Origin of the sequence: Bradyrhizobium jicamae (assembly GCF_018130695.1) — a bacterium.
Lineage (GTDB): Bacteria > Pseudomonadota > Alphaproteobacteria > Rhizobiales > Xanthobacteraceae > Bradyrhizobium > Bradyrhizobium jicamae_B.
This window is the reverse complement of sequence record NZ_JAFCJX010000033.1, coordinates 61,035-78,494: the sequence shown is the minus strand read 5'-3', so window position 1 is coordinate 78,494 and position 17,460 is coordinate 61,035. Positions and strand designations below refer to the sequence as shown.

Here is a 17,460-nt window from a genome sequence, read left to right as displayed (position 1 = left end):
TCACGCGAACCGGTGTCCACTTCGCTCGAAAACGCTCTGCTAGCCAGACGCGGTTGAACGCGGCCAGCGCGCCGCGTACAACTGGCGCATGAACATCGCAACCGATCCGAAATCGCAGCTCTCGCCCGAAGCGAACCTGTTGGCGCAGCATGCCTCCGCCACGGGGATCCTGACCGTCGATCTCGACGCCATCATCGCCAACTGGCGCAAGCTCGAGAAAACCGCGGTGCCGGCCGAGTGCGCCGCGGTGGTCAAGGCGAATGCCTATGGCTGCGGCGCCGAGCGGGTGTCGCAGGCGCTCGCCAAGGCCGGCTGCAAGACCTTCTTCGTCGCCAATGTCGAGGAAGCTGCGGTGGTCCGCGCGGCGGTGCCGAGCGCGACGGTCTATTCGCTCGGCGGCTTCTTCCCCAACACCGGCGACAGCTACGCCAAGATCGACTGCAAGCCTGTCATCGGCGACCTCAACGAGCTCGCCGAATGGGACGTGTACTGCCGCCGCTCCGGCTGGTCCGGGGGTGCGGCTGTTCATATCGACACCGGCATGAACCGGCTCGGCCTCACCTTGAGCGAGGCGCAGGGCATCATCCCCCGTATCAATGCCGGCGACCACGGCATCACCCTGGTCATGAGCCACCTCGCCTCCGCCGAACTGCTCAACAGTCCCGCGAACGCCAAGCAGCTGACGAACTTCCGCGAGATCGCGAGCCTGTTCACGGGCGTGCCGGCCGCGCTCGCAAATTCCTCGGGCGTGTTCCTCGGCGCCCAATTCCAGTTCGAGATGGTGCGCCCGGGCGCAGCCCTCTATGGCGTCAACCCGACGCCGGAAGCCGACAACCCGATGCAGCCCGTGGTCGACCTCAAGGCGCGCATCATCCAGGTCCGCAACATCGAGCGCGGCGAGACCGTGGGCTATGGCGGCACCTGGACGGCGCGGCGGCCGACAAGACTCGCGATCGTCGCGGCCGGCTATGCCGACGGCTATTTCCGCGCCGCCAGCGCCAATGACGGCACCCGCGGCGCCGAGGTCGTGGTCGCCGGCAAGCGCTGCCCGATCGCCGGCCGCGTGTCGATGGACCTGATCGCGGTCGACATCACCGACCTCGAAAAAAACGCCGCGCGCCGCGGCCACATGGTGACCTTGATCGGCGAAGGCATCACCGTCGACGAGATCGCGCATCATTTCGGCACGATCGGCTATGAGGTGCTGACCAGCCTCGGCCGCCGATTCCACCGCATCTACAAGGGCGGCGAAATCGTGCCGCTGGTTGAACGCATCGCTGCGCCGCCATCGGCCGAGGCACCCGCCGAGACCGGCGCGCCATCCTCCCCGCCGCTCGTCGAACCGACGGCTTCGGCGCCGCCGCCGATCGAGCCGGTCGTGGCAGCGCCGCCGCCATTGCCGCCGACATCCAACTGACGGACACGAACCTCGCGATCCCAAGCCCGCATGAAGATCGCGACCTTCAACATCAACAACGTCAACCGCCGGCTGCCGAACCTGCTGCGCTGGCTGAAGGCGGCAAAACCCGACGTCGTCGCCTTGCAGGAGTTGAAGGCGACCGACGCCGAATTCCCGGCTGCTGCGATCGAGAAGGCCGGCTATGGCGCGGTGTGGCGCGGCCAGAAGAGCTGGAACGGCGTTGCCATCCTGGCGCGCAACGCCGAGCCGGTGCTGACGCGCACCGCCCTGCCCGGCGACGCCGGGGATCACGAGGCGCGCTATATCGAGGCCGCGGTGCGCGGCGTCATCGTCACCAGCCTCTATCTGCCGAACGGCAATCCGCAGCCGGGGCCGAAATTCGACTACAAGCTCGCCTGGTTCAAGCGGCTGCGCGCGCACGCGGCGAAACTGCTGAAGCAGGATGTGCCGGTCGTGCTTGCCGGAGACTACAATGTCGCGCCGACGCCTTTCGACATCTACCCAACGCGCTCCTGGGACAAGGACGCACTGATCCAGCCGAAGAGCCGCGCCGCTTACAAGGCGCTGGTCGAGCAAGGCTGGTGCGACGCGATCCGCACGCTGCATCCGGATGAGCCGATGTTCACCTTCTGGGACTACATGCGCAACCGCTGGCCACGCGACGCCGGATTGCGGCTCGATCATCTGCTGCTGAGTCCCGCCGTGGCATCGCGACTGGTCAAGGCCGGTGTCGATCGCAAGGTGCGCGGTGAGGACGGTGCGAGCGATCACGCGCCGGCCTGGGTGGTGTTGAAGTGAACGATCACAGGTCGCGACGCCGCCACATCCGCGGTGTCATCACCCGCGCATGCGGGTGATCCAGTATTCCAGAGGCGGTTGTGATTGTGCCGATGGGCCGCGGCGTACTGGGTCGCCCGCTCCAGTGCGCAAGTGCGCACAAGGCGGGCGATGACACCGAGGACATAGTTTCGCATTCTCGCGACATGATTTGTCCGAGTTTTCCATCTCGTTCCGCCCTCGCTCGATAGCGAGGGCGCAGGGAAGACCGGGTGCGCGCCGCACCCGCGGTCCCGTGCGCAATGTGCACAAAAGAGTGCGCGCACGAGCATACAGGTTCGGCGGAGGCATCCGGCCTTCCCTGCGCGATGGCTTTACGGCTTATACGTGCTCGCCCTGGTGAGACTCTGCTTTTGTGCCACCATCATCCGCGATCGGCTTTGGGCCTTTCGCGTGCTTGCCACCAACATCGGGGCGGCAGGCCCACACGACTTCGCCGTCCGCCTTGCGCACACACGCCTGTCGCACGCTCAGCGGCCACCGCATCGTCACCCACGTTCGTGGCGTTCGCGAGCGCCCCTCGTGTCGGGTGAGACGGGGCATTGTTAGCATAATCGGAAGTTCGTGTAAAGAGGAATATTTTTGCTTGGCGGCCTTGCGCCGTCGGGCTACTCAGCGGTACGGGCCGGGGACGACCGATCGGCCCCCCCGCGCGGCAGCCGGGCAAGCCCACCCGCGATCTTCCTTCCCGCCGACAAGTCCCTCATATGTACTTCTATCTCCGCGCCGCGGCACGGCGTCATCGCGCAGATCGATGCCGGCCTGTTCAGAAAGGTAGTGGAGGAATATGCACGGGTGAACGAGCGGGCCAGCGAACAAATCGTCGCGCTGGGCCCGCTTCCGCCACGCTGAGCTAGCTCAGCGTCCCCGCATGCACCCACCAGCCGGGTTGGGCGCTGCGGAGTTTTTCGCCGGCGGCTTGTGCGTCGGCGTCCGTTGCGAAGATCGCAAAGCAGGTGGCGCCGGAACCGGACATGCGCACAAGGCGGACGCCTTTGGCATTGCGGAGCGCCGACAGCACGTCGCTGATCACGGGCTCGATGCGGGCGGCGGGAGCTTCGAGATCGTTGGTGCCGCCGGCGAGTGCGTCAATCCAGTCGGCAACCGCGTCGCCCTCCTCCGGCCAGGCCGCCGATGACCGCATCATGACGTCGACAACGCCGGTCAGGAGCTCGCCATTGCGCAGGCCGAGCGCCTTGAAGACGTTCTTGGTGGCGACCGGCACGCGCGGATTGACCAGCACGCAGGGCAGCTGCGGCAGCGCCAGCGGCAGCAGGTTCTCGCCGACGCCGGTCATGTCGCAGGCGTGCGAGGCCAGGCACACCGGCACGTCGGCGCCGGTCTTCAGCGCGACGTCGCGGATGCGGTCGTCATCGAGCGACAGTTCATTGAGCCGGGCGAGCAGCCGCAGCGCCGCGGCGGCGTCCGCCGAGCCGCCACCGATGCCGGCTGCGACCGGCAGCACCTTTTCCAGCGTGAAATGACCGACCCGGAGGTCCGCGACCTGCTCGCCGAGCAGGCGCGCCGCCTTCAGCACCAGATTGTCCGAGGTCTCGCCGCAGGCCTCCGCCAGCGGGCCTGTCATGGACAGCGACAACGTGTCGCCGGGCTCGAGCGTCAGTCGATCGGCGCAATCGGCGAACGCGACCACGCTTTCCAGGTCGTGATAGCCGTCGACCCGACGCCCCACCACCCGAAGCGTCAGATTGACCTTGGCACGTCCCTCTTCAACAAGCGCCGGCACGGCGACAAACCCCTATAAAAACAAATGGATCGGGATGCGATTACAGGAAATCGCCGCCCGATCCTATCCCTTTGTTTCTCGCTTCACCTCTCCCGCTTGCGGGGGAGGTCGGATTGCATCGGAGATGCAATCCGGGTGGGGGCTTTCTCCACGCGAACAGTCTCGCCCGTTGCGAGACCCCCACCCTCGCCCTCCCCCGCAAGCGGGAGAGGGAATGGACCGAGCGGGCGGCTCTAGCCGCCCTTGCCGTCGTCGTCCTTCTTCTTCTCGACGGCGACATTGTCCGCCGGCGTTTCCGGCAGGCCGTTGTCGAGCTTGGCCTGGATCTTCGGCAGCTCCTCCGGCTCCGGCTTGAGGTCGCGCGCATGGGCCCACTGGAACTTGGCTTCCAGGGTGCGGCCGATCCGCCAATAGGCGTCGCCGAGATGGTCGTTGATGGTGGGATCCTCGGGCTTCAGGTCGATGGCGCGCTCGAGGTTCTTCACCGCCTCCTCGTAGTTGCCGATGCGGTAATAGGCCCAGCCGAGGGAGTCGACGATGTAGCCGTCGTCGGGACGCTGATCGACGGCACGCTTGATCATCTTCATGCCCTCGTCGAGATTGACGCCCTGGTCGATCCAGGAATAGCCGAGATAGTTCAGCACATGCGGCTGCTCGGGCTGCAGCTCCAGCGCCTTGCGCATGTCGGCCTCGGCCTTGTTCCACTGCTTGGAGCGCTCCTCGCAGATGCCGCGATAGTAGTAGGTGACCCAGGCATTCTTGTCGCCGGCGGACAGCGCGTCGATCGCCTGCGAATAGGTATTGGCGCAGTCGGCGAATTTCTTGCGGCCGCGCTCGATATTGCCGAGCGCCTGGATGGCCTCGATGTCCTTCGGCGATTCCGCGGTGAGATCCTTGAGGATCTTGATCGCCTCGTCGCTGCGGTCGGCGGAGTCGAGATTGGTGGCGAGCTGGATCTGGGCGTTGCGCTTCAGCGGCGAGGACGCCGGCATCCGCTCGTAGATCTTGATCGCCATCTGCGGCTTCTTCACGGATTCATAGAGGTCCGCGAGCGAGAGCAGCGCCATCGGATGGTTCGGCTGCAGATAGAGCGCGAGCTGCAGATAGACCAGTGCGAGGTCCTCGCCGCCGCGGCGGGTCAGCGTGGTGCCGATGCCGTAGAGCGCTTCGGCCGCGCCGGCCTGCGGCGACTCAACCAGCGGCGGCAGCTTCTTGCCGGCCTTGGTCTCCTTGATGCCTTCGACGATCAGCGGATGACGCGGCAGCTTCTTGTCGAACGCCTCGTAGATCGCGGTCGCAGCGGCGGCGTCCTTGTTGCGCGAGGTCCAGCGCGCATATTCCTCGACCGTGCGCAGCGAGGTGTCGTCGAGCTTGTAGGTCTTCTCGAGCCGCGCGCCGGCATCCTTCTCCTTGCCGGCGAGCTCGTAGATCATGCCGGCATGGAGGTCCTTGAAGATCGGGTACCATTCCGGCCCGGTCAGCTTGTCGATGTTGGCGACCGCGGTCTTGGCATCGCCGGCGCCGTAGCTCGCCCAGGCCGACAGCAGCGTGGCGACCAGGTCGGTGATCGGGCCGCGGATCGACTGGTTGATGTTGCCTTGCGCGGCGGTGTATTTCTTCGCCTTGAGATCGCGCACGCCGACCACGAGGCGCGCGACGCGATTGGCCTTGTCCTGGGTCAGGATGCGATCGGCAAGCTTGACCGCCTCGTCGATATCGCCGTCGGCGAGCGAGGAGATGAAGGCGCGGTCGAGCAACTCGCTATTCTTCGGATCGGTGCGCAGCGCGGAGCGGTAGAAGGCCGCAGCCGAGGTCGCGTCGCGTTCGACGCTGGCATGCCGCGCGGCGAGATAGCTGCCGGCGGTGGTCAGCGACTTCAGATCGGTCTTGCTCGGGAATTGCGCGCCATTGTCGGCGGTATGCTCGGGCGTTTGCGCCGACAGCTGGCCGGGCGCCGACAGCGCAGCCACAGCGAGGATTGCGATCGTCAGGCGGTTGAAACGGGTGGAAAGCATCACGGTCGCCTTGCTCCAAGGATGACGGCAGAGGATTTTCGGCCAAGATTCCTGCATTCCTGCGATCACTCGCATGCGAACCCAAGCGGCGGCATCACGGCCCGCGACAATGCCGCTTTTGGGGTTCAACCGCAAGGATACGGGTTGGCGAATCGATTGGCAGATTAGGCCTTTACGCCGCCAATTGAACCCGCAAGTACCGCAAAACGCTTGTACTGTGGCGGTATCGTGGCCGGGCGCGGACGACCCCGGGGAGGCCCGGGGTTATCTCACGCAGATGTGCCCGAGAGCACCCTAACATTACCGGCAGATTACATCGCCTCGTAGTTCGGGCCGCCGCCGCCCTCCGGCGGAACCCAAGTGATGTTACCGTTGGGATCCTTTACGTCGCAGGTTTTGCAGTGGACGCAGTTCTGGGCGTTGATCTGGAAACGCGGCCCGGAGGACTCCTCGACCCACTCATAGACGCCGGCCGGGCAATAACGGTTGGAGGGACCTGCGAACACGTCATGCTCGGAGGTCTTCTGCAGGTTGAGGTCGGCGACCTTGAGGTGGACCGGCTGGTCTTCCTCATGGTTGGTGTTGGAGAGGAACACCGACGACAGCTTGTCGAAGGAGATCTTGCCGTCGGGCTTCGGATAGACGATCGGCTGGTGCTGCTTGGCCGGATCGAGCGTCTTGCGGTCGGGTTTGGTGTGCGACATCGTACCGAACAGCGAGAAGCCGAACAGGGAGTTGGTCCACATGTCGAGCGCGCCGAGGGGAACGCCGAGCAGCGTGCCGAACTTCGACCACAGCGGCTTGACGTTGCGGATCGTGAACAGGTCCTTGCCGACGGCGGAATCGCGCCAGGCGTTTTCGTAAGACACCACCTCGTCATTGGCGCGGCCTTCGGCGAGGGCTGCCGCGACGTGCTCGGCAGCGAGCATGCCGGTGCCCATCGCGTTATGCACGCCCTTGATGCGGGGCACGTTGACGAAGCCCGCAGCACAGCCGACCAGCGCGCCGCCCGGGAAGGTCAGGCGCGGCACCGACTGGTAGCCGCCTTCGGTGATGGCGCGCGCGCCGTAGGCGAGACGCTTGCCACCCTCGAACACGTCGCGGATCGAGGGATGGGTCTTGAAGCGCTGGAATTCATCGAACGGCGACAGGTACGGATCGTCGTAGTTGAGATGCACGACGAAGCCGACCGCGACGCGGTTGTCGTCGTAGTGATACAGGAACGAGCCGCCGCCGGTGGAATTGTTGAGCGGCCAGCCAAAGGAGTGCTGGATCAGGCCCTTCTTGTGCTTGGCCGGATCGATCTGCCAGACCTCTTTCAAGCCGATGCCGAACTTCGCCGGCTCGCTCTTGGCGTCGAGCTGGTACTTGGCGATCAACTGCTTGGACAGCGAGCCGCGCGCGCCTTCGGCGAACAGCGTGTACTTGCCGAGCAGCTCCATGCCGCGGGTAAAGGAATCCTTGTGCGAGCCGTCCCTGGCGATGCCCATGTCACCGGTGGCGATGCCGCGCACCGCGCCCTTGTCGTCATAGAGCACTTCGGCCGCGGCAAAGCCCGGATAGATCTCGACGCCGAGCGCCTCGGCCTTCGGCGCCAGCCAGCGGCAGACATTGCCGAGCGAGCCGATGTAGCAGTGATGATTGTTCATCAGCGACGGCATCGCGAAGTTCGGCAGCTTGATGCGGTTGTCGCCGAACATCCAGTAGAAGTGGTCGTCCTTGACCTGCGTCTTCAGCGGGCAGTCCGGGTCCTCGCGCCAATCCGGAATCAGTCTGTCGAGCGAGATCGGATCGATCACCGCGCCCGACAGGATGTGCGCGCCGACCTCGGAGCCCTTCTCCACCACGACGATGTTGAGATCAGGATTGATCTGCTTGAGCCGGATCGCGGACGACAGGCCCGAGGGGCCGGCGCCGACGATGACGACGTCGAATTCCATGGACTCGCGCGGAGGGAGTTCTTCACTCATGATCTGGTCTCAGCCCTTGAGAACGCTTCTAAGCTTTTCACGGTCGTTGTTTCCGATTTTTGGCGGAAGGACAACCATGGAATTGCGCTTCGGGCGGTTTCGCGCTGACGCGATCCGTCCTAGATTGCCGATATCATGACCGTGATGCCCGAACCCGCGCCTACATTAAAGGAATTGCTGGCCTTTTACCTCGAGGCCGGGGTCGATTGCGCGCTCGGCGACGAGCCGATCGACCGCCTGGCGGAGGTCGATGCGGTTCCGGCAGTTGTCCCGGCTGCGGCCGCGACGCGCCCCGTGCTGCAAAATCCGCTGCGTCCGGCGCCACCGCCGATGCCGGCCGTTCCGCGGAGCGAAATCACCGTGGCGCCGGAGACCGCGATCGCCTCGGCCCGCGAGGCCGCGCGCACTGCGCCGACGCTCGAGGCGCTGCGATCACTGCTGGAAACATTTGATGGCTGCGCGCTGAAGCACACGGCGACGAAACTGGTGTTCGCCGACGGCAATCCGGAAGCGCGCGTGATGTTCGTCGGCGAGGCGCCCGGCCGCGACGAGGATATCGAGGGGCTGCCCTTCGTCGGCCGCTCCGGCAAGCTGCTCGACCGCATGATCGCGGCGATCGGGCTCGATCGCCGCTCAGCCTATATCACCAACGTGATTCCCTGGCGGCCGCCCGGCAACCGCACGCCGACGCCGCAGGAGACGCAGGTCTGCCTGCCCTTCATCCAGCGCCAGATCGAGCTCGTGAACCCCGACGTGCTGGTGACGCTCGGCAATCCCTCGACGCAGGCGCTCTTGTCGACGCGCGAAGGCATCATGCGCACGCGCGGCAAATGGTTCGATTACGACACCGGCACGCGCAGCATCCGCGCCATCGCGACGTTCCATCCGGCCTATCTGTTGCGCTCGCCGTCGTACAAGAAGATGACGTGGCTGGATTTGCGCGCGATTGCGAAGGCGCTGCAGGCGACGACGACGTAATCTTGTAGGGTCGGCAAAGCAAAGCGTACCGACCATCACGAGCACGCCGCGAATGGTGGGCACGGCGCAAGAGCGCCTTTGCCCACCCTACGAATCTGCATTTCCAGGCAACACCTGCTTCAAATGATATCGCCTGGCCAGCATGCCCGCGAGCCATTCGCGGTCGATCTCGGTCGCTTGCGCGGCGATCTCGACACGCTCGCCGCCGATATCGATGGTCAGGCGATTGCCGCTATCGGTCTCGCGGAGGCGCAGCGTCTGCAATTCCCGGCGGTCGATGTCGGCGCGGCGGCGCCGGGCGAACAGCGAGCCCCAATAGTCCATGTTGCCGCGATTGAAATCCTTGAGCGGCGGGATGCCGGAGTCGTAACCGATGCTCCCGCGGAGCAGGCGTAGCCGTTCAGGCACCGGGGGACGAAAGATCCGATAGGCGGAGAAGGCGGCAAGGAAGCCGGCGACGGTCCAGCCGCACAGCCAGAACACATTGAAGAGCCCGCCCTTGCCCTGCAGCAGCTGCGAGGAGACCGCGACGAGACCGAAGGCCCAGCCGCCGAGCCAAAACAGCAGGAACACGCCGCCAAAATAACGGAATGCGTTGGTCTTGGCCGGGATGACGACGGTCGGATCGTTGTCGTCGTATTCGATCGAAATCGCGGAGTCTTCGGGCAGATTGTAGTCCATCTGACGCCTCTCGCTCTTTCGATTCAGGGCCCCTTGCGATTCAGGGTCCCTTGCGATTCAGGGTGCCTTGGGTCGCACGATTCCCCAACCGATCCGCAGCAGCGGTTGCCGTCCGTTGACCAGCCATTCGAACGCGCGCGGCACTTCAGGCGCGAGGCCGGGGAAGCGCTGCGCGATCTCGGGCGGCGGCGTGCCTGAAGTGTCGGAGGCGCGCCAGACCACGACACCGCCGGTCTCGTTGAATTTTTGCATCGACAGCCACGGCGTCCGCTGCGGCGTGGCGTCGAGCAACAGATGCGGCCGGCGTGACTCCATCGCGATCAGGCTGGCGAGCTGCGGATCGCCGGCGACAGCGCGCAGCCGCTGATTGGTGCGCCGCTCAAAACTGTCGTCGAAGAAATGCCCGATCGCCGATGCCGGCAGTGAGGTCGGCGTTTCCGTGCTGCTGATCCAGGGCAGGAACAGCGAGCCCGCGATGGTGAACGCCGCGGGAGCCGCGATCGCCGCGGCCCAGACGGTGCGCAGCAGCCGCTGCCGGCGCAGATGAATGAGGTCGCCGCTCGCGACCACCACCGCAAGGCCCGACATCAACAGCGCGACGCCGGCGCCGCCAAAACTGCGGTCGAGATCGAACAGGCCGGCGATGAAGCTGCCGATCACGCCCGGCGCCAGGGCAAAAAAGAAGACGTACTGCCGCGCCAGCGGATCGATGTGCGGGCGATAGATGATCGGCGCGTCGTCCGCTTCCCGAGAGAACGTTGAGGAATTGAGGATCGCCAGCAGCACGATCGCGGCGGCCGCAACCACGAGGCCGCCGAGCACCACGCCCCAGCGCGTCGCGCGCGCGGCGAGATCGGCGACCGCGGGCAGCGGCGGCACCGTCAGCACGTCGGCGCGGATCAGCCAGATCAGATAGGGCAGCGCCAGCACGACGACGACGAGCAGCGCATAGAGCGGGTCGACCGCCCTGAGCGTCCGCCGGCCGCGCGCGGTCGCGAGTGCAAAGCCCGCCACCAGCAGGATCATGCCGATCGCCGCATGCGTCGTCAGCAGCAGGAGGCCGCAATCGATCGACCAGGCGAACCAGGCACTGCGTCTATTTTGCCCGATCAGCTGCCAGGAATGCAGCAGCAGCAGCGCCCAGAGCGGACGCGCCAGGATCAGGGGACCAAACTCGACGCTCGGCGAGGAGAACACCACTGCGGTCATCGACAGCAGCACCGCGAGCACCGCCTGCTGGCCGCCGACGATGGCGCGCGAAAGCTGATAGAAGGCGATGAAGGTCGCGACCGCGCAGATCTGCGCCAGGAGATAGACGCCGAAGATATGGTTTCCAGCAGCACGATAAGCGATGTCGGTGAGCCAGAACGATAGCGGCGGGCCCATGTCGGTGCCGACCTGATACTCCCGGCCGAATGCCAGCACGGTCGCGAGATCGCCGGGCGGGCTGCGGTAGAGGATCAGCGGCAGGAACAGCCAGATCGCCGCCTGCGCCAGCACCACGATCCACACCACGAGCCGCGGGCGGGCGCGGATCAGCTCGACAACCAGGGAGGTGAAACGCATGAAACGTCCGAAATGCGAAGGCAGTCAGCCCTGTGATGCGGCGCGGTGATCCGGATATTTTGATAATGGGCTGCAGCCGCGGAGGCAAGCTCGTGTCCCGGGCGCGGTGCAGCGTGTAACGCTGCTCCGCAGAACCGGGACCCATATCGAGAGACGCGTGCCCGCTGTGGGCCCCGGACCAGCAGCGCATCACGCCGCAAGAGGCGGCGCGCTGCGCAGCATCCGGGGCACGAGAGTATTTACGCCGCAGCGGTTGCCACGGCTTCACTCTCCGCATCCACCGTGAACAGGTCCGGCTCGACCGGCGTCGGAAAATGCTTCTCGCGGGCGGCGACGACGGGGGCGAAGAAGCTGCGGTGATGGGTGCTGGGGCCGAGACGGTCGAGCGCTTCGAGATGCTCGGGCACCGCATAGCCCTTGTGCTGCTCGAAGCCATAGCCGGGGCAATCCAGCGCCAGCGCGCACATCAGGCGGTCGCGCGTCACCTTGGCGATGATCGAGGCGGCGGCGATCGACAGCACCAGGCCATCGCCGCCGATCACGGCCTCGCAGTCGCAGGGCGTGGCGAGCTTGTCGCGGCCGTCGACGAAGACGTGCCTCGGTGCCTCCGGCAGCGCGTGGACGGCGCGCGCCAGCGCCCAAAGCGAGGCGCGCAGGATGTTGTCGCGGTCGATTCGCGCGGGCGAGGCAAACACCACCGAATAGGACGCGGTGGCGCAGATTTCCTCGAACAGCTCTTCGCGGCGCTCGGCGGTCAGCCGCTTGGAATCGTCGATGCCCTTTGGAATCCGATTCGGGTCGAGGATCACGGCGGCGGCGACCACGGGACCGGCCAGCGGCCCGCGCCCGGCCTCGTCGCAGCCCGCGATCGGCCAGATGCCCTGCTTGATCAGTGCGCGCTCGCGCCGAAAGCTCGGCCGCTTCACGGCGATGACGCGCTTTTCCGGCTTGGCTTCCGGTTTGGCAGCCGCCTTCTTCCTGGATTTATCCCGAATCATGCCAGGATCGTGCTGAAGCGCGAGGCACGGCGCAACCGGGAACCTGGCGCCCTTCCCCGTTATTCATTCGGCTTCGGCTCAGTCGGGCAGCGTCACCCGCCTGTCAGCACCGACCGCAAAGCCTGGAGCGCGCACGACTTCCCAGGCATGGCCGTCCGGATCGGCAAAGTAACCGCAATAGCCGCCATAGCTGGTCGGCTGTGCCGGGTTCAGCAGTTTTGCTCCCTTCGACAGCGCGAAGGCCATCACGGCATCGACCTCGGCATCGTCGGCGCAGTTCCACGCCAGCGCGACGCCGTGGAACGCCGTTGGCCGCGGTTGATCGGGCAGCGCGGCATCCCGCGCCAGCAGATGCCACGGGAACAGCCCGAGCACCGTGCCGCCGGTGTCGTAGAAGGCGACCTCCTCGCCGGTGGCGCGCATCTTCCTGACGAAGCCGAGCGAGTCGTAGAAGGCGATGCTCGCGCGCATGTCGCTGACGCCGAGCGTGATGACGGTGAGGCGCGGGGTTGGGATGTGACTCATCGTGGCACTCATCTCTTCTTCGTAGCCCGGATGAGCGGAGCGACATCCGGGAAAACTTTATCCTCGGACACAGCGGCCCCGGATATCGCTTCGCTCATCCGGGCTACGGGTCCTCGCAATGACGGCGTATTCTAGAACAAGCTCAACTGCTGCCCGTTGCGCTTCGGCTTGGCAAAGTGATCGGTGCTCAGCTTGGTGCGGCGCTTGTTGAGGCCGAGCTTTTCGCAGGCGATCTCGAACCTTCTGCCGATCATCCAGGCCATCGGTCCGGTGCCCTTCATCCGCGTACCCCACTGCGAATCGTAGTCGCGGCCGCCGCGCATGTCGCGGATCAAAGTGAAGACGTGGCGGTAGCGATCGGGATAGTTCGCCATCAGCCATTCGCGGAAGAGATCGCGCACCTCCAGCGGCAGCCGCAGCAGCACATAGCTTGCTTCCTTGGCTCCCGCATGCGCGGCCGCATCGAGGATGCGCTCGATCTCGGAATCGTTCAGCGCCGGGATGATCGGCGCGACCATCACCGTCGTGGGGATGCCGGCCTCGGTCAGGCGCCTGATCGCCTCCAGCCGCTTCGGCGGCGTCGAGGCGCGCGGCTCCATGGTGCGCGCGAGCTTTGGATCGAGCGTCGTCACCGACAGCGCGACCTTGACCAGGTTCCGCTTGGCCATCCGCGACAGGATATCGATGTCGCGGGTCACCAGCGCCGATTTGGTGACGATGCCGACGGGATGGCCGGCACGGTCCAGCACCTCGAGAATGCCGCGCATGATCTTCCGCTCGCGCTCGATCGGCTGGTAGGGATCGGTGTTGGTGCCGATCGCGATCATGCGCGCTTCGTAATCGGAGGCGGCGAGCTCCTTCTCCAGCAGTTCGGGCGCGTCGGGCTTGGCCAGCAGCTTGGATTCGAAATCGAGCCCCGGCGACAGGCCGAGATAGGCGTGGGTCGGCCGCGCGAAGCAGTATACGCAGCCATGCTCGCAGCCACGATAGGGATTGATCGAGCGATCGAAGCCGATGTCGGGCGAGTCGTTGCGGGTGATCACCTTCCGCGAGGTGTCCAGCGACACCGTGGTCTTGAACGGCGGCAGATCGTCGAGGCTCTGCCAGCCGTCGTCGAAGGCGACCCGCGCCTCGGCCTCATAGCGGCCGCTATCGTTGGACTGCGCGCCGCGGCCGCGGCGCCGGTCGCGCTCGATGGCAACCGCGATCTCGGGAAAAGGGGAAGTTGCACCCGCCGGGTTATCGGAGGGCGCCGTTACCGGCGGGTGCTTGAGGGCATGAGAGGATGCTCGGCTCATGTTCTGAAGCTAGCACAGCCAAAGAACAAATCAAGAACAAGAGCCCGCAAAATCCACAATAGCGTGCCGAAAAAATCTGCGGCAGGAAAGGCTGCGCTCAATATGACAAAGGTGATAACACAGCGCGGTTTTTCAAACGGTTGAGCCATCGAAGCCTCAATATGCTGAGTGTGATCATTCCGACCGACGGGGTCGAACGCAGCGCGGTCGCGACACTGGCAGCATTGGTGCCGGGCGCGGCTGCGGGACTCGTTCGCGAGGTGCTGCTGGTCGATCGCACCGGAACCGACGTGATCGAGCGCGTCGCCGACGTCGCCGGCTGTCACTTCCTCCGTTTCGAAGGCACCCGGGCCGCGGCGCTGGCCGCCGGCGCCAAAAAGGCGCGCTCGCCGTGGCTGATGTTCCTGCATCCGGGCGCCGTGCTCGACCATGGCTGGATCGAGGAGACCACCCAGTTCATCCAGGGCGTCGCCGCCAGCGGCAAGGATCGCGCCGGCATCTTTCGTTATGCCCGCTCGCCCTATGCCGACCCGACCTTCCGCGACGGGCTGCGGCTGGTTGCCCGGATGATGACCGGTCCTTCCGTCGAGCAGGGCCTGCTGATCGGCCGCGATCATTATGAAAGGCTCGGCGGCTACCGCCCCGACGCCCGCCGCTCCGAAGCGCGACTGCTGCGCCAGCTCGGCCGCTCCTCGCGCACCATGCTGCGCAGCCGGATCATGGTCGCCTGAGACCGGGACAGGGCCGGAGCCAACGGGCTCGCCGGCCCCGAACACAAAATCGCGAAAACAACCCCATGCAAAGTAGACCCGGCTTGGCTGGGGCTTGCAATTTATTTGATTCAGTCAAATAATCATTTGATGAAATCAAATAACAACGCCCTCGCCGGCGAAATCGCCGCGATTCGCGGCTTCAACCGCTTCTACACCCGCAAGCTTGGCCTCATCGAGCCGAAGCTGCTCGACAGCGCCTTCACCCTGCAGGAAGCCCGCATCCTCTACGAGATCCGGCATCGCCCGGCCTGCACCGCCACCGACCTCACGCGCGATCTCGGCCTCGATCCCGGCTTCGTGAGCCGCACCCTGCAGGCGCTGCAGCGGCGTCAGATCGTGACGCGCAAGCCGGCCAAGCACGACGGCCGCATCAACGAGCTGTCGCTGACCGCCAAAGGACGCACCGCCCAGGCCGAGCTCGAGCGCCGTTCGCGCGAGGACGTCGGACACCTGCTTGCCTCGCTCGACGACAACCAGCGTGGCGCCGTGGTGCGCGCGATGGCGACGATCGAGCAAACGCTGGAGCAGCCCGCGGAAAAACCCGCCGCTTTTCTGCTGCGCAGCCACCGGCCCGGCGACGTCGGCTGGGTGATCTCGAGCCAGGCCAAAGCCTATACCGAGGACTATGGCTGGGACATCAGCTACGAGGCGCTGGTCGCCGAGATCTGCGCGCAGTTCATCAGGAACTATGATCCGGTGCGCGAGCACTGCTGGATCGCGGAAGCAAATGGCGAGCCGCTCGGCTCGATCTTCCTGGTCAATGGCGGCAATGACATCGCAAAGCTGCGCCTCTTGCAGGTCGAGAAGAAGGCGCGCGGGCTCGGCGTCGGCCGTGCTCTGGTCGAGCAATGCATCCGCACCGCGCGCGACAACGGCTACACCAAGATGACGCTGTGGACCCAGAGCATCCTGCTCGCCGCGCGCGGCATCTACGCCCGCGCCGGCTTCAAGAAGGTCAAGGAGGAGAAGCACCACAGTTTTGGTGTCGACCTCGTCGGCGAGACCTGGGAGCTCGACCTGTGAAGCCCGGGCGCCGCGATCACTCGCGGCGCATCACGCCGGACACGGTTGCCATCTACGCGCGGAAAGCCCACGCGCTTCGTGCGCAGGCGTATCGCGGCACCGTGTGGGGGCTGTGGGCTCGCGTAATGAAACTGCTCGGCCGGGCCAACAGATGATCAGACGCTCGCGCCTTCGGGCGAGGTTTCACCACCCAATCAAATCTTCTTCTTCACCAACTCGGCGATTTGAACCAACTCTTGCACCAAGAGCCTCGTCCCAGCTTGTAGTTTTGTCAGATCACCAGAGTGCGCGAGAAAACGACGCGCATGAGCAGACCAGTTACCAATGTTTCGGGCGTCCTTCAAAGCCTTCTTTGAATCGCGCCCAAGATTGAGCCCTCTATGGCCGTTCTCACCGCATGCGCGCTCGGCCAGGTCACTCAGCATAAGATAATTGCCACCGCCATCCCTGATTTCGGTCTCGCGGCCAAGGTGCTCGTAGGCTTCAATGATGAGTGTTTCGAGGAGCCGGCGCAACATCACTGCAGCGGCATTGTAGTATGCGTGCTTGAAGGAGCCGTTTAGTTCGCGACAGACTTCCTCAATATAGCCACGAGTGTTTTTCCAGATCGACTCCGGCAACAAGCCGGAATCGTGGTCCATCGTAGGCTGTACACCTTCCAAATCCGGCAACCAGTCACGGATGACCCTCCGCGAACCCGGCTTCAAAGAGAAGCCGCTTCTCGACGACTCAGCTAGCTTTGTCTTTCGGATCGCCTCGGCGAGCAATGTCTGGTTTGGTGTGCCAACGTGATGATCGTCCAGCACCTTCGTCAGCTCGCCGGCGGTCTTGGCGACGCCGGCTTGCTCACGATCAAAATACCAAAGAACGGCAAGCGCCTTCTCGGCATTCTTCAGCGCTGACTTTTTCAGAACCTCGCAAAAGTCGTCGAGCGACAGGTGCATCGGAAACTATTCGCTCTTACCCATCTCGTGCTCGACGAAATTGTCGCCCTGCGTAGTCGTGCGAAAGTCCTCGATGTCGGTGAAGTTCAACCACATCTTCGACTTCTTAACGTTACGAAGGGTCTGCCTGAGATCGACGGGGATCGCCCTGCCAACCTCCTTAAACGCAGTCATCACATGAGCAGGACCGATCTTGGTCAAATCCATCTGGTGCTGCATGTAGTAGGCGGCCGCCAATACTGCCTCGAGATCGTTCTTCGGATTCTTTTCCTCGACGAACTCTCTCAATGCCTGCTTACCACTCGGCCTGAAGTCCAGATTCGGCACCAAATTGAGCCCGGCATTCCGGTCTATTTTCTTTCCCGTGCCACGAACCTTCCTTGTATTCGAGGGAGTCGACTCCGCGTCGAACTCAAACTCTTCCTGATCGAGCGCCTCCTCGGCTTCGACCTCATCACCCTCTGTCTGCTCCAAGAGCACAGCGGTCTTTCCGTTCGATCGTTGATCTTGGATGACGCGCGTGGGACGATTCATCGCTGAAACCATAGTCTTCAGCGCTTCTTGCACGCTCTCATTGTTGCCTTCGACCTCAGCGAAGAAGACACGCACCTTAGCTTTGTCCGACCCAGACGTCGGCTCGTTATTGCGCCTCGCCATAGATACACCTGCTTAATCTCAACGCCCGGTT

At 64.7% G+C, this 17,460-nt stretch carries 15 protein-coding genes; 5 read left to right on the top strand and 10 right to left on the bottom strand.

The annotated features are described in order from the left end of the window. Nucleotides 1–88: 88 nt before the first annotated feature. Both alr and JQ604_RS34560 read left to right on the top strand, forming a co-directional pair. A complete protein-coding gene (alr, locus tag JQ604_RS34565) occupies nucleotides 89–1,417 on the top strand; it encodes an alanine racemase (protein WP_212365199.1) in 1,329 nt (442 codons plus the stop codon). Nucleotides 1,418–1,447: 30 nt separating this feature from the next. Beyond that, entirely contained in the window at nucleotides 1,448–2,218 is a 771-nt protein-coding gene (locus tag JQ604_RS34560) for an exodeoxyribonuclease III (RefSeq protein WP_212365198.1), read from the top strand. Nucleotides 2,219–3,110: 892 nt separating this feature from the next. Here JQ604_RS34560 and JQ604_RS34555 read toward each other — a convergent pair. The 3 genes from JQ604_RS34555 to JQ604_RS34545 form a co-directional block, all read right to left on the bottom strand. Then, complete coding sequence (locus tag JQ604_RS34555) at nucleotides 3,111–4,001, bottom strand: 4-(cytidine 5'-diphospho)-2-C-methyl-D-erythritol kinase (protein ID WP_212365197.1); 891 nt, start codon at nucleotides 3,999–4,001, stop codon at nucleotides 3,111–3,113. 233 nt (nucleotides 4,002–4,234) lie between these two features. Then, complete coding sequence (locus JQ604_RS34550) at nucleotides 4,235–6,016, bottom strand: tetratricopeptide repeat protein (protein ID WP_212365196.1); 1,782 nt, start codon at nucleotides 6,014–6,016, stop codon at nucleotides 4,235–4,237. A 311-nt stretch (nucleotides 6,017–6,327) separates the two neighbouring features. Beyond that, a complete protein-coding gene (locus JQ604_RS34545; RefSeq protein WP_212365223.1) occupies nucleotides 6,328–7,989 on the bottom strand; it encodes an electron transfer flavoprotein-ubiquinone oxidoreductase in 1,662 nt (553 codons plus the stop codon). A 138-nt stretch (nucleotides 7,990–8,127) separates the two neighbouring features. Between JQ604_RS34545 and JQ604_RS34540 the strand changes: the two genes are divergently transcribed. Then, entirely contained in the window at nucleotides 8,128–8,964 is an 837-nt protein-coding gene (locus JQ604_RS34540; protein WP_212365222.1) for a uracil-DNA glycosylase, read from the top strand. A gap of 87 nt (nucleotides 8,965–9,051) precedes the next feature. Here JQ604_RS34540 and JQ604_RS34535 read toward each other — a convergent pair whose 3' ends face one another. The 5 genes from JQ604_RS34535 to JQ604_RS34515 all read right to left on the bottom strand — a co-directional run bounded on the left by JQ604_RS34535 (nucleotide 9,052) and on the right by JQ604_RS34515 (nucleotide 14,032). Next, nucleotides 9,052–9,645, bottom strand: a complete 594-nt coding sequence (locus JQ604_RS34535) for a hypothetical protein (RefSeq protein WP_212365195.1) — start codon at nucleotides 9,643–9,645, stop codon at nucleotides 9,052–9,054. A 57-nt stretch (nucleotides 9,646–9,702) separates the two neighbouring features. Beyond that, complete coding sequence (locus JQ604_RS34530; protein WP_212365194.1) at nucleotides 9,703–11,211, bottom strand: glycosyltransferase family 39 protein; 1,509 nt, start codon at nucleotides 11,209–11,211, stop codon at nucleotides 9,703–9,705. 239 nt (nucleotides 11,212–11,450) lie between these two features. Beyond that, complete coding sequence (locus JQ604_RS34525) at nucleotides 11,451–12,209, bottom strand: ribonuclease HII (protein WP_212365193.1); 759 nt, start codon at nucleotides 12,207–12,209, stop codon at nucleotides 11,451–11,453. A 78-nt stretch (nucleotides 12,210–12,287) separates the two neighbouring features. Further along, the gene (locus tag JQ604_RS34520; RefSeq protein WP_433996313.1) at nucleotides 12,288–12,734 is read right to left on the bottom strand and encodes a VOC family protein; all 447 of its coding nucleotides are present in this window, start codon (nucleotides 12,732–12,734) and stop codon (nucleotides 12,288–12,290) included. 131 nt (nucleotides 12,735–12,865) lie between these two features. Continuing rightward, entirely contained in the window at nucleotides 12,866–14,032 is a 1,167-nt protein-coding gene (locus tag JQ604_RS34515; RefSeq protein WP_212365191.1) for a PA0069 family radical SAM protein, read from the bottom strand. Between the two features lie 161 nt (nucleotides 14,033–14,193). On the opposite strand from JQ604_RS34515, the gene JQ604_RS34510 reads away from it, so the two are divergent. Both JQ604_RS34510 and JQ604_RS34505 read left to right on the top strand, forming a co-directional pair. Beyond that, nucleotides 14,194–14,763 (top strand): glycosyltransferase, encoded by a 570-nt coding sequence (locus JQ604_RS34510; protein WP_212365190.1) that lies wholly within the window; start codon nucleotides 14,194–14,196, stop codon nucleotides 14,761–14,763. 129 nt (nucleotides 14,764–14,892) lie between these two features. Then, the gene (locus JQ604_RS34505; RefSeq protein ID WP_212365189.1) at nucleotides 14,893–15,828 is read left to right on the top strand and encodes a bifunctional helix-turn-helix transcriptional regulator/GNAT family N-acetyltransferase; all 936 of its coding nucleotides are present in this window, start codon (nucleotides 14,893–14,895) and stop codon (nucleotides 15,826–15,828) included. A 194-nt stretch (nucleotides 15,829–16,022) separates the two neighbouring features. Here the strand turns inward: JQ604_RS34505 and JQ604_RS34500 are convergent, their stop codons facing one another. Continuing rightward, nucleotides 16,023–16,772, bottom strand: coding sequence for a DUF4145 domain-containing protein (locus tag JQ604_RS34500; RefSeq protein ID WP_212365188.1), 750 nt, complete (start codon nucleotides 16,770–16,772; stop codon nucleotides 16,023–16,025). A gap of 6 nt (nucleotides 16,773–16,778) precedes the next feature. Further along, complete coding sequence (locus tag JQ604_RS34495) at nucleotides 16,779–17,381, bottom strand: hypothetical protein (protein ID WP_212365187.1); 603 nt, start codon at nucleotides 17,379–17,381, stop codon at nucleotides 16,779–16,781. Nucleotides 17,382–17,460 lie beyond the last annotated feature (79 nt).

Bases quoted from the DNA above. Each gene is read 5' to 3' on its own strand.
- alr (WP_212365199.1), top strand. From the start codon at position 89: ATGAACATCGCAACCGATCCGAAATCGCAGCTCTCGCCCGAAGCGAAC.
- JQ604_RS34560 (WP_212365198.1), top strand. From the start codon at position 1,448: ATGAAGATCGCGACCTTCAACATCAACAACGTCAACCGCCGGCTGCCG.
- JQ604_RS34550 (WP_212365196.1), bottom strand. From the start codon at position 6,016: ATGCTTTCCACCCGTTTCAACCGCCTGACGATCGCAATCCTCGCTGTG.
- JQ604_RS34535 (WP_212365195.1), bottom strand. From the start codon at position 9,645: ATGGACTACAATCTGCCCGAAGACTCCGCGATTTCGATCGAATACGAC.
- JQ604_RS34530 (WP_212365194.1), bottom strand. From the start codon at position 11,211: ATGCGTTTCACCTCCCTGGTTGTCGAGCTGATCCGCGCCCGCCCGCGG.
- JQ604_RS34525 (WP_212365193.1), bottom strand. From the start codon at position 12,209: ATGATTCGGGATAAATCCAGGAAGAAGGCGGCTGCCAAACCGGAAGCC.
- JQ604_RS34520 (WP_433996313.1), bottom strand. From the start codon at position 12,734: ATGAGTCACATCCCAACCCCGCGCCTCACCGTCATCACGCTCGGCGTC.
- JQ604_RS34515 (WP_212365191.1), bottom strand. From the start codon at position 14,032: ATGAGCCGAGCATCCTCTCATGCCCTCAAGCACCCGCCGGTAACGGCG.
- JQ604_RS34510 (WP_212365190.1), top strand. From the start codon at position 14,194: ATGCTGAGTGTGATCATTCCGACCGACGGGGTCGAACGCAGCGCGGTC.
- JQ604_RS34505 (WP_212365189.1), top strand. From the start codon at position 14,893: ATGAAATCAAATAACAACGCCCTCGCCGGCGAAATCGCCGCGATTCGC.
- JQ604_RS34500 (WP_212365188.1), bottom strand. From the start codon at position 16,772: ATGCACCTGTCGCTCGACGACTTTTGCGAGGTTCTGAAAAAGTCAGCG.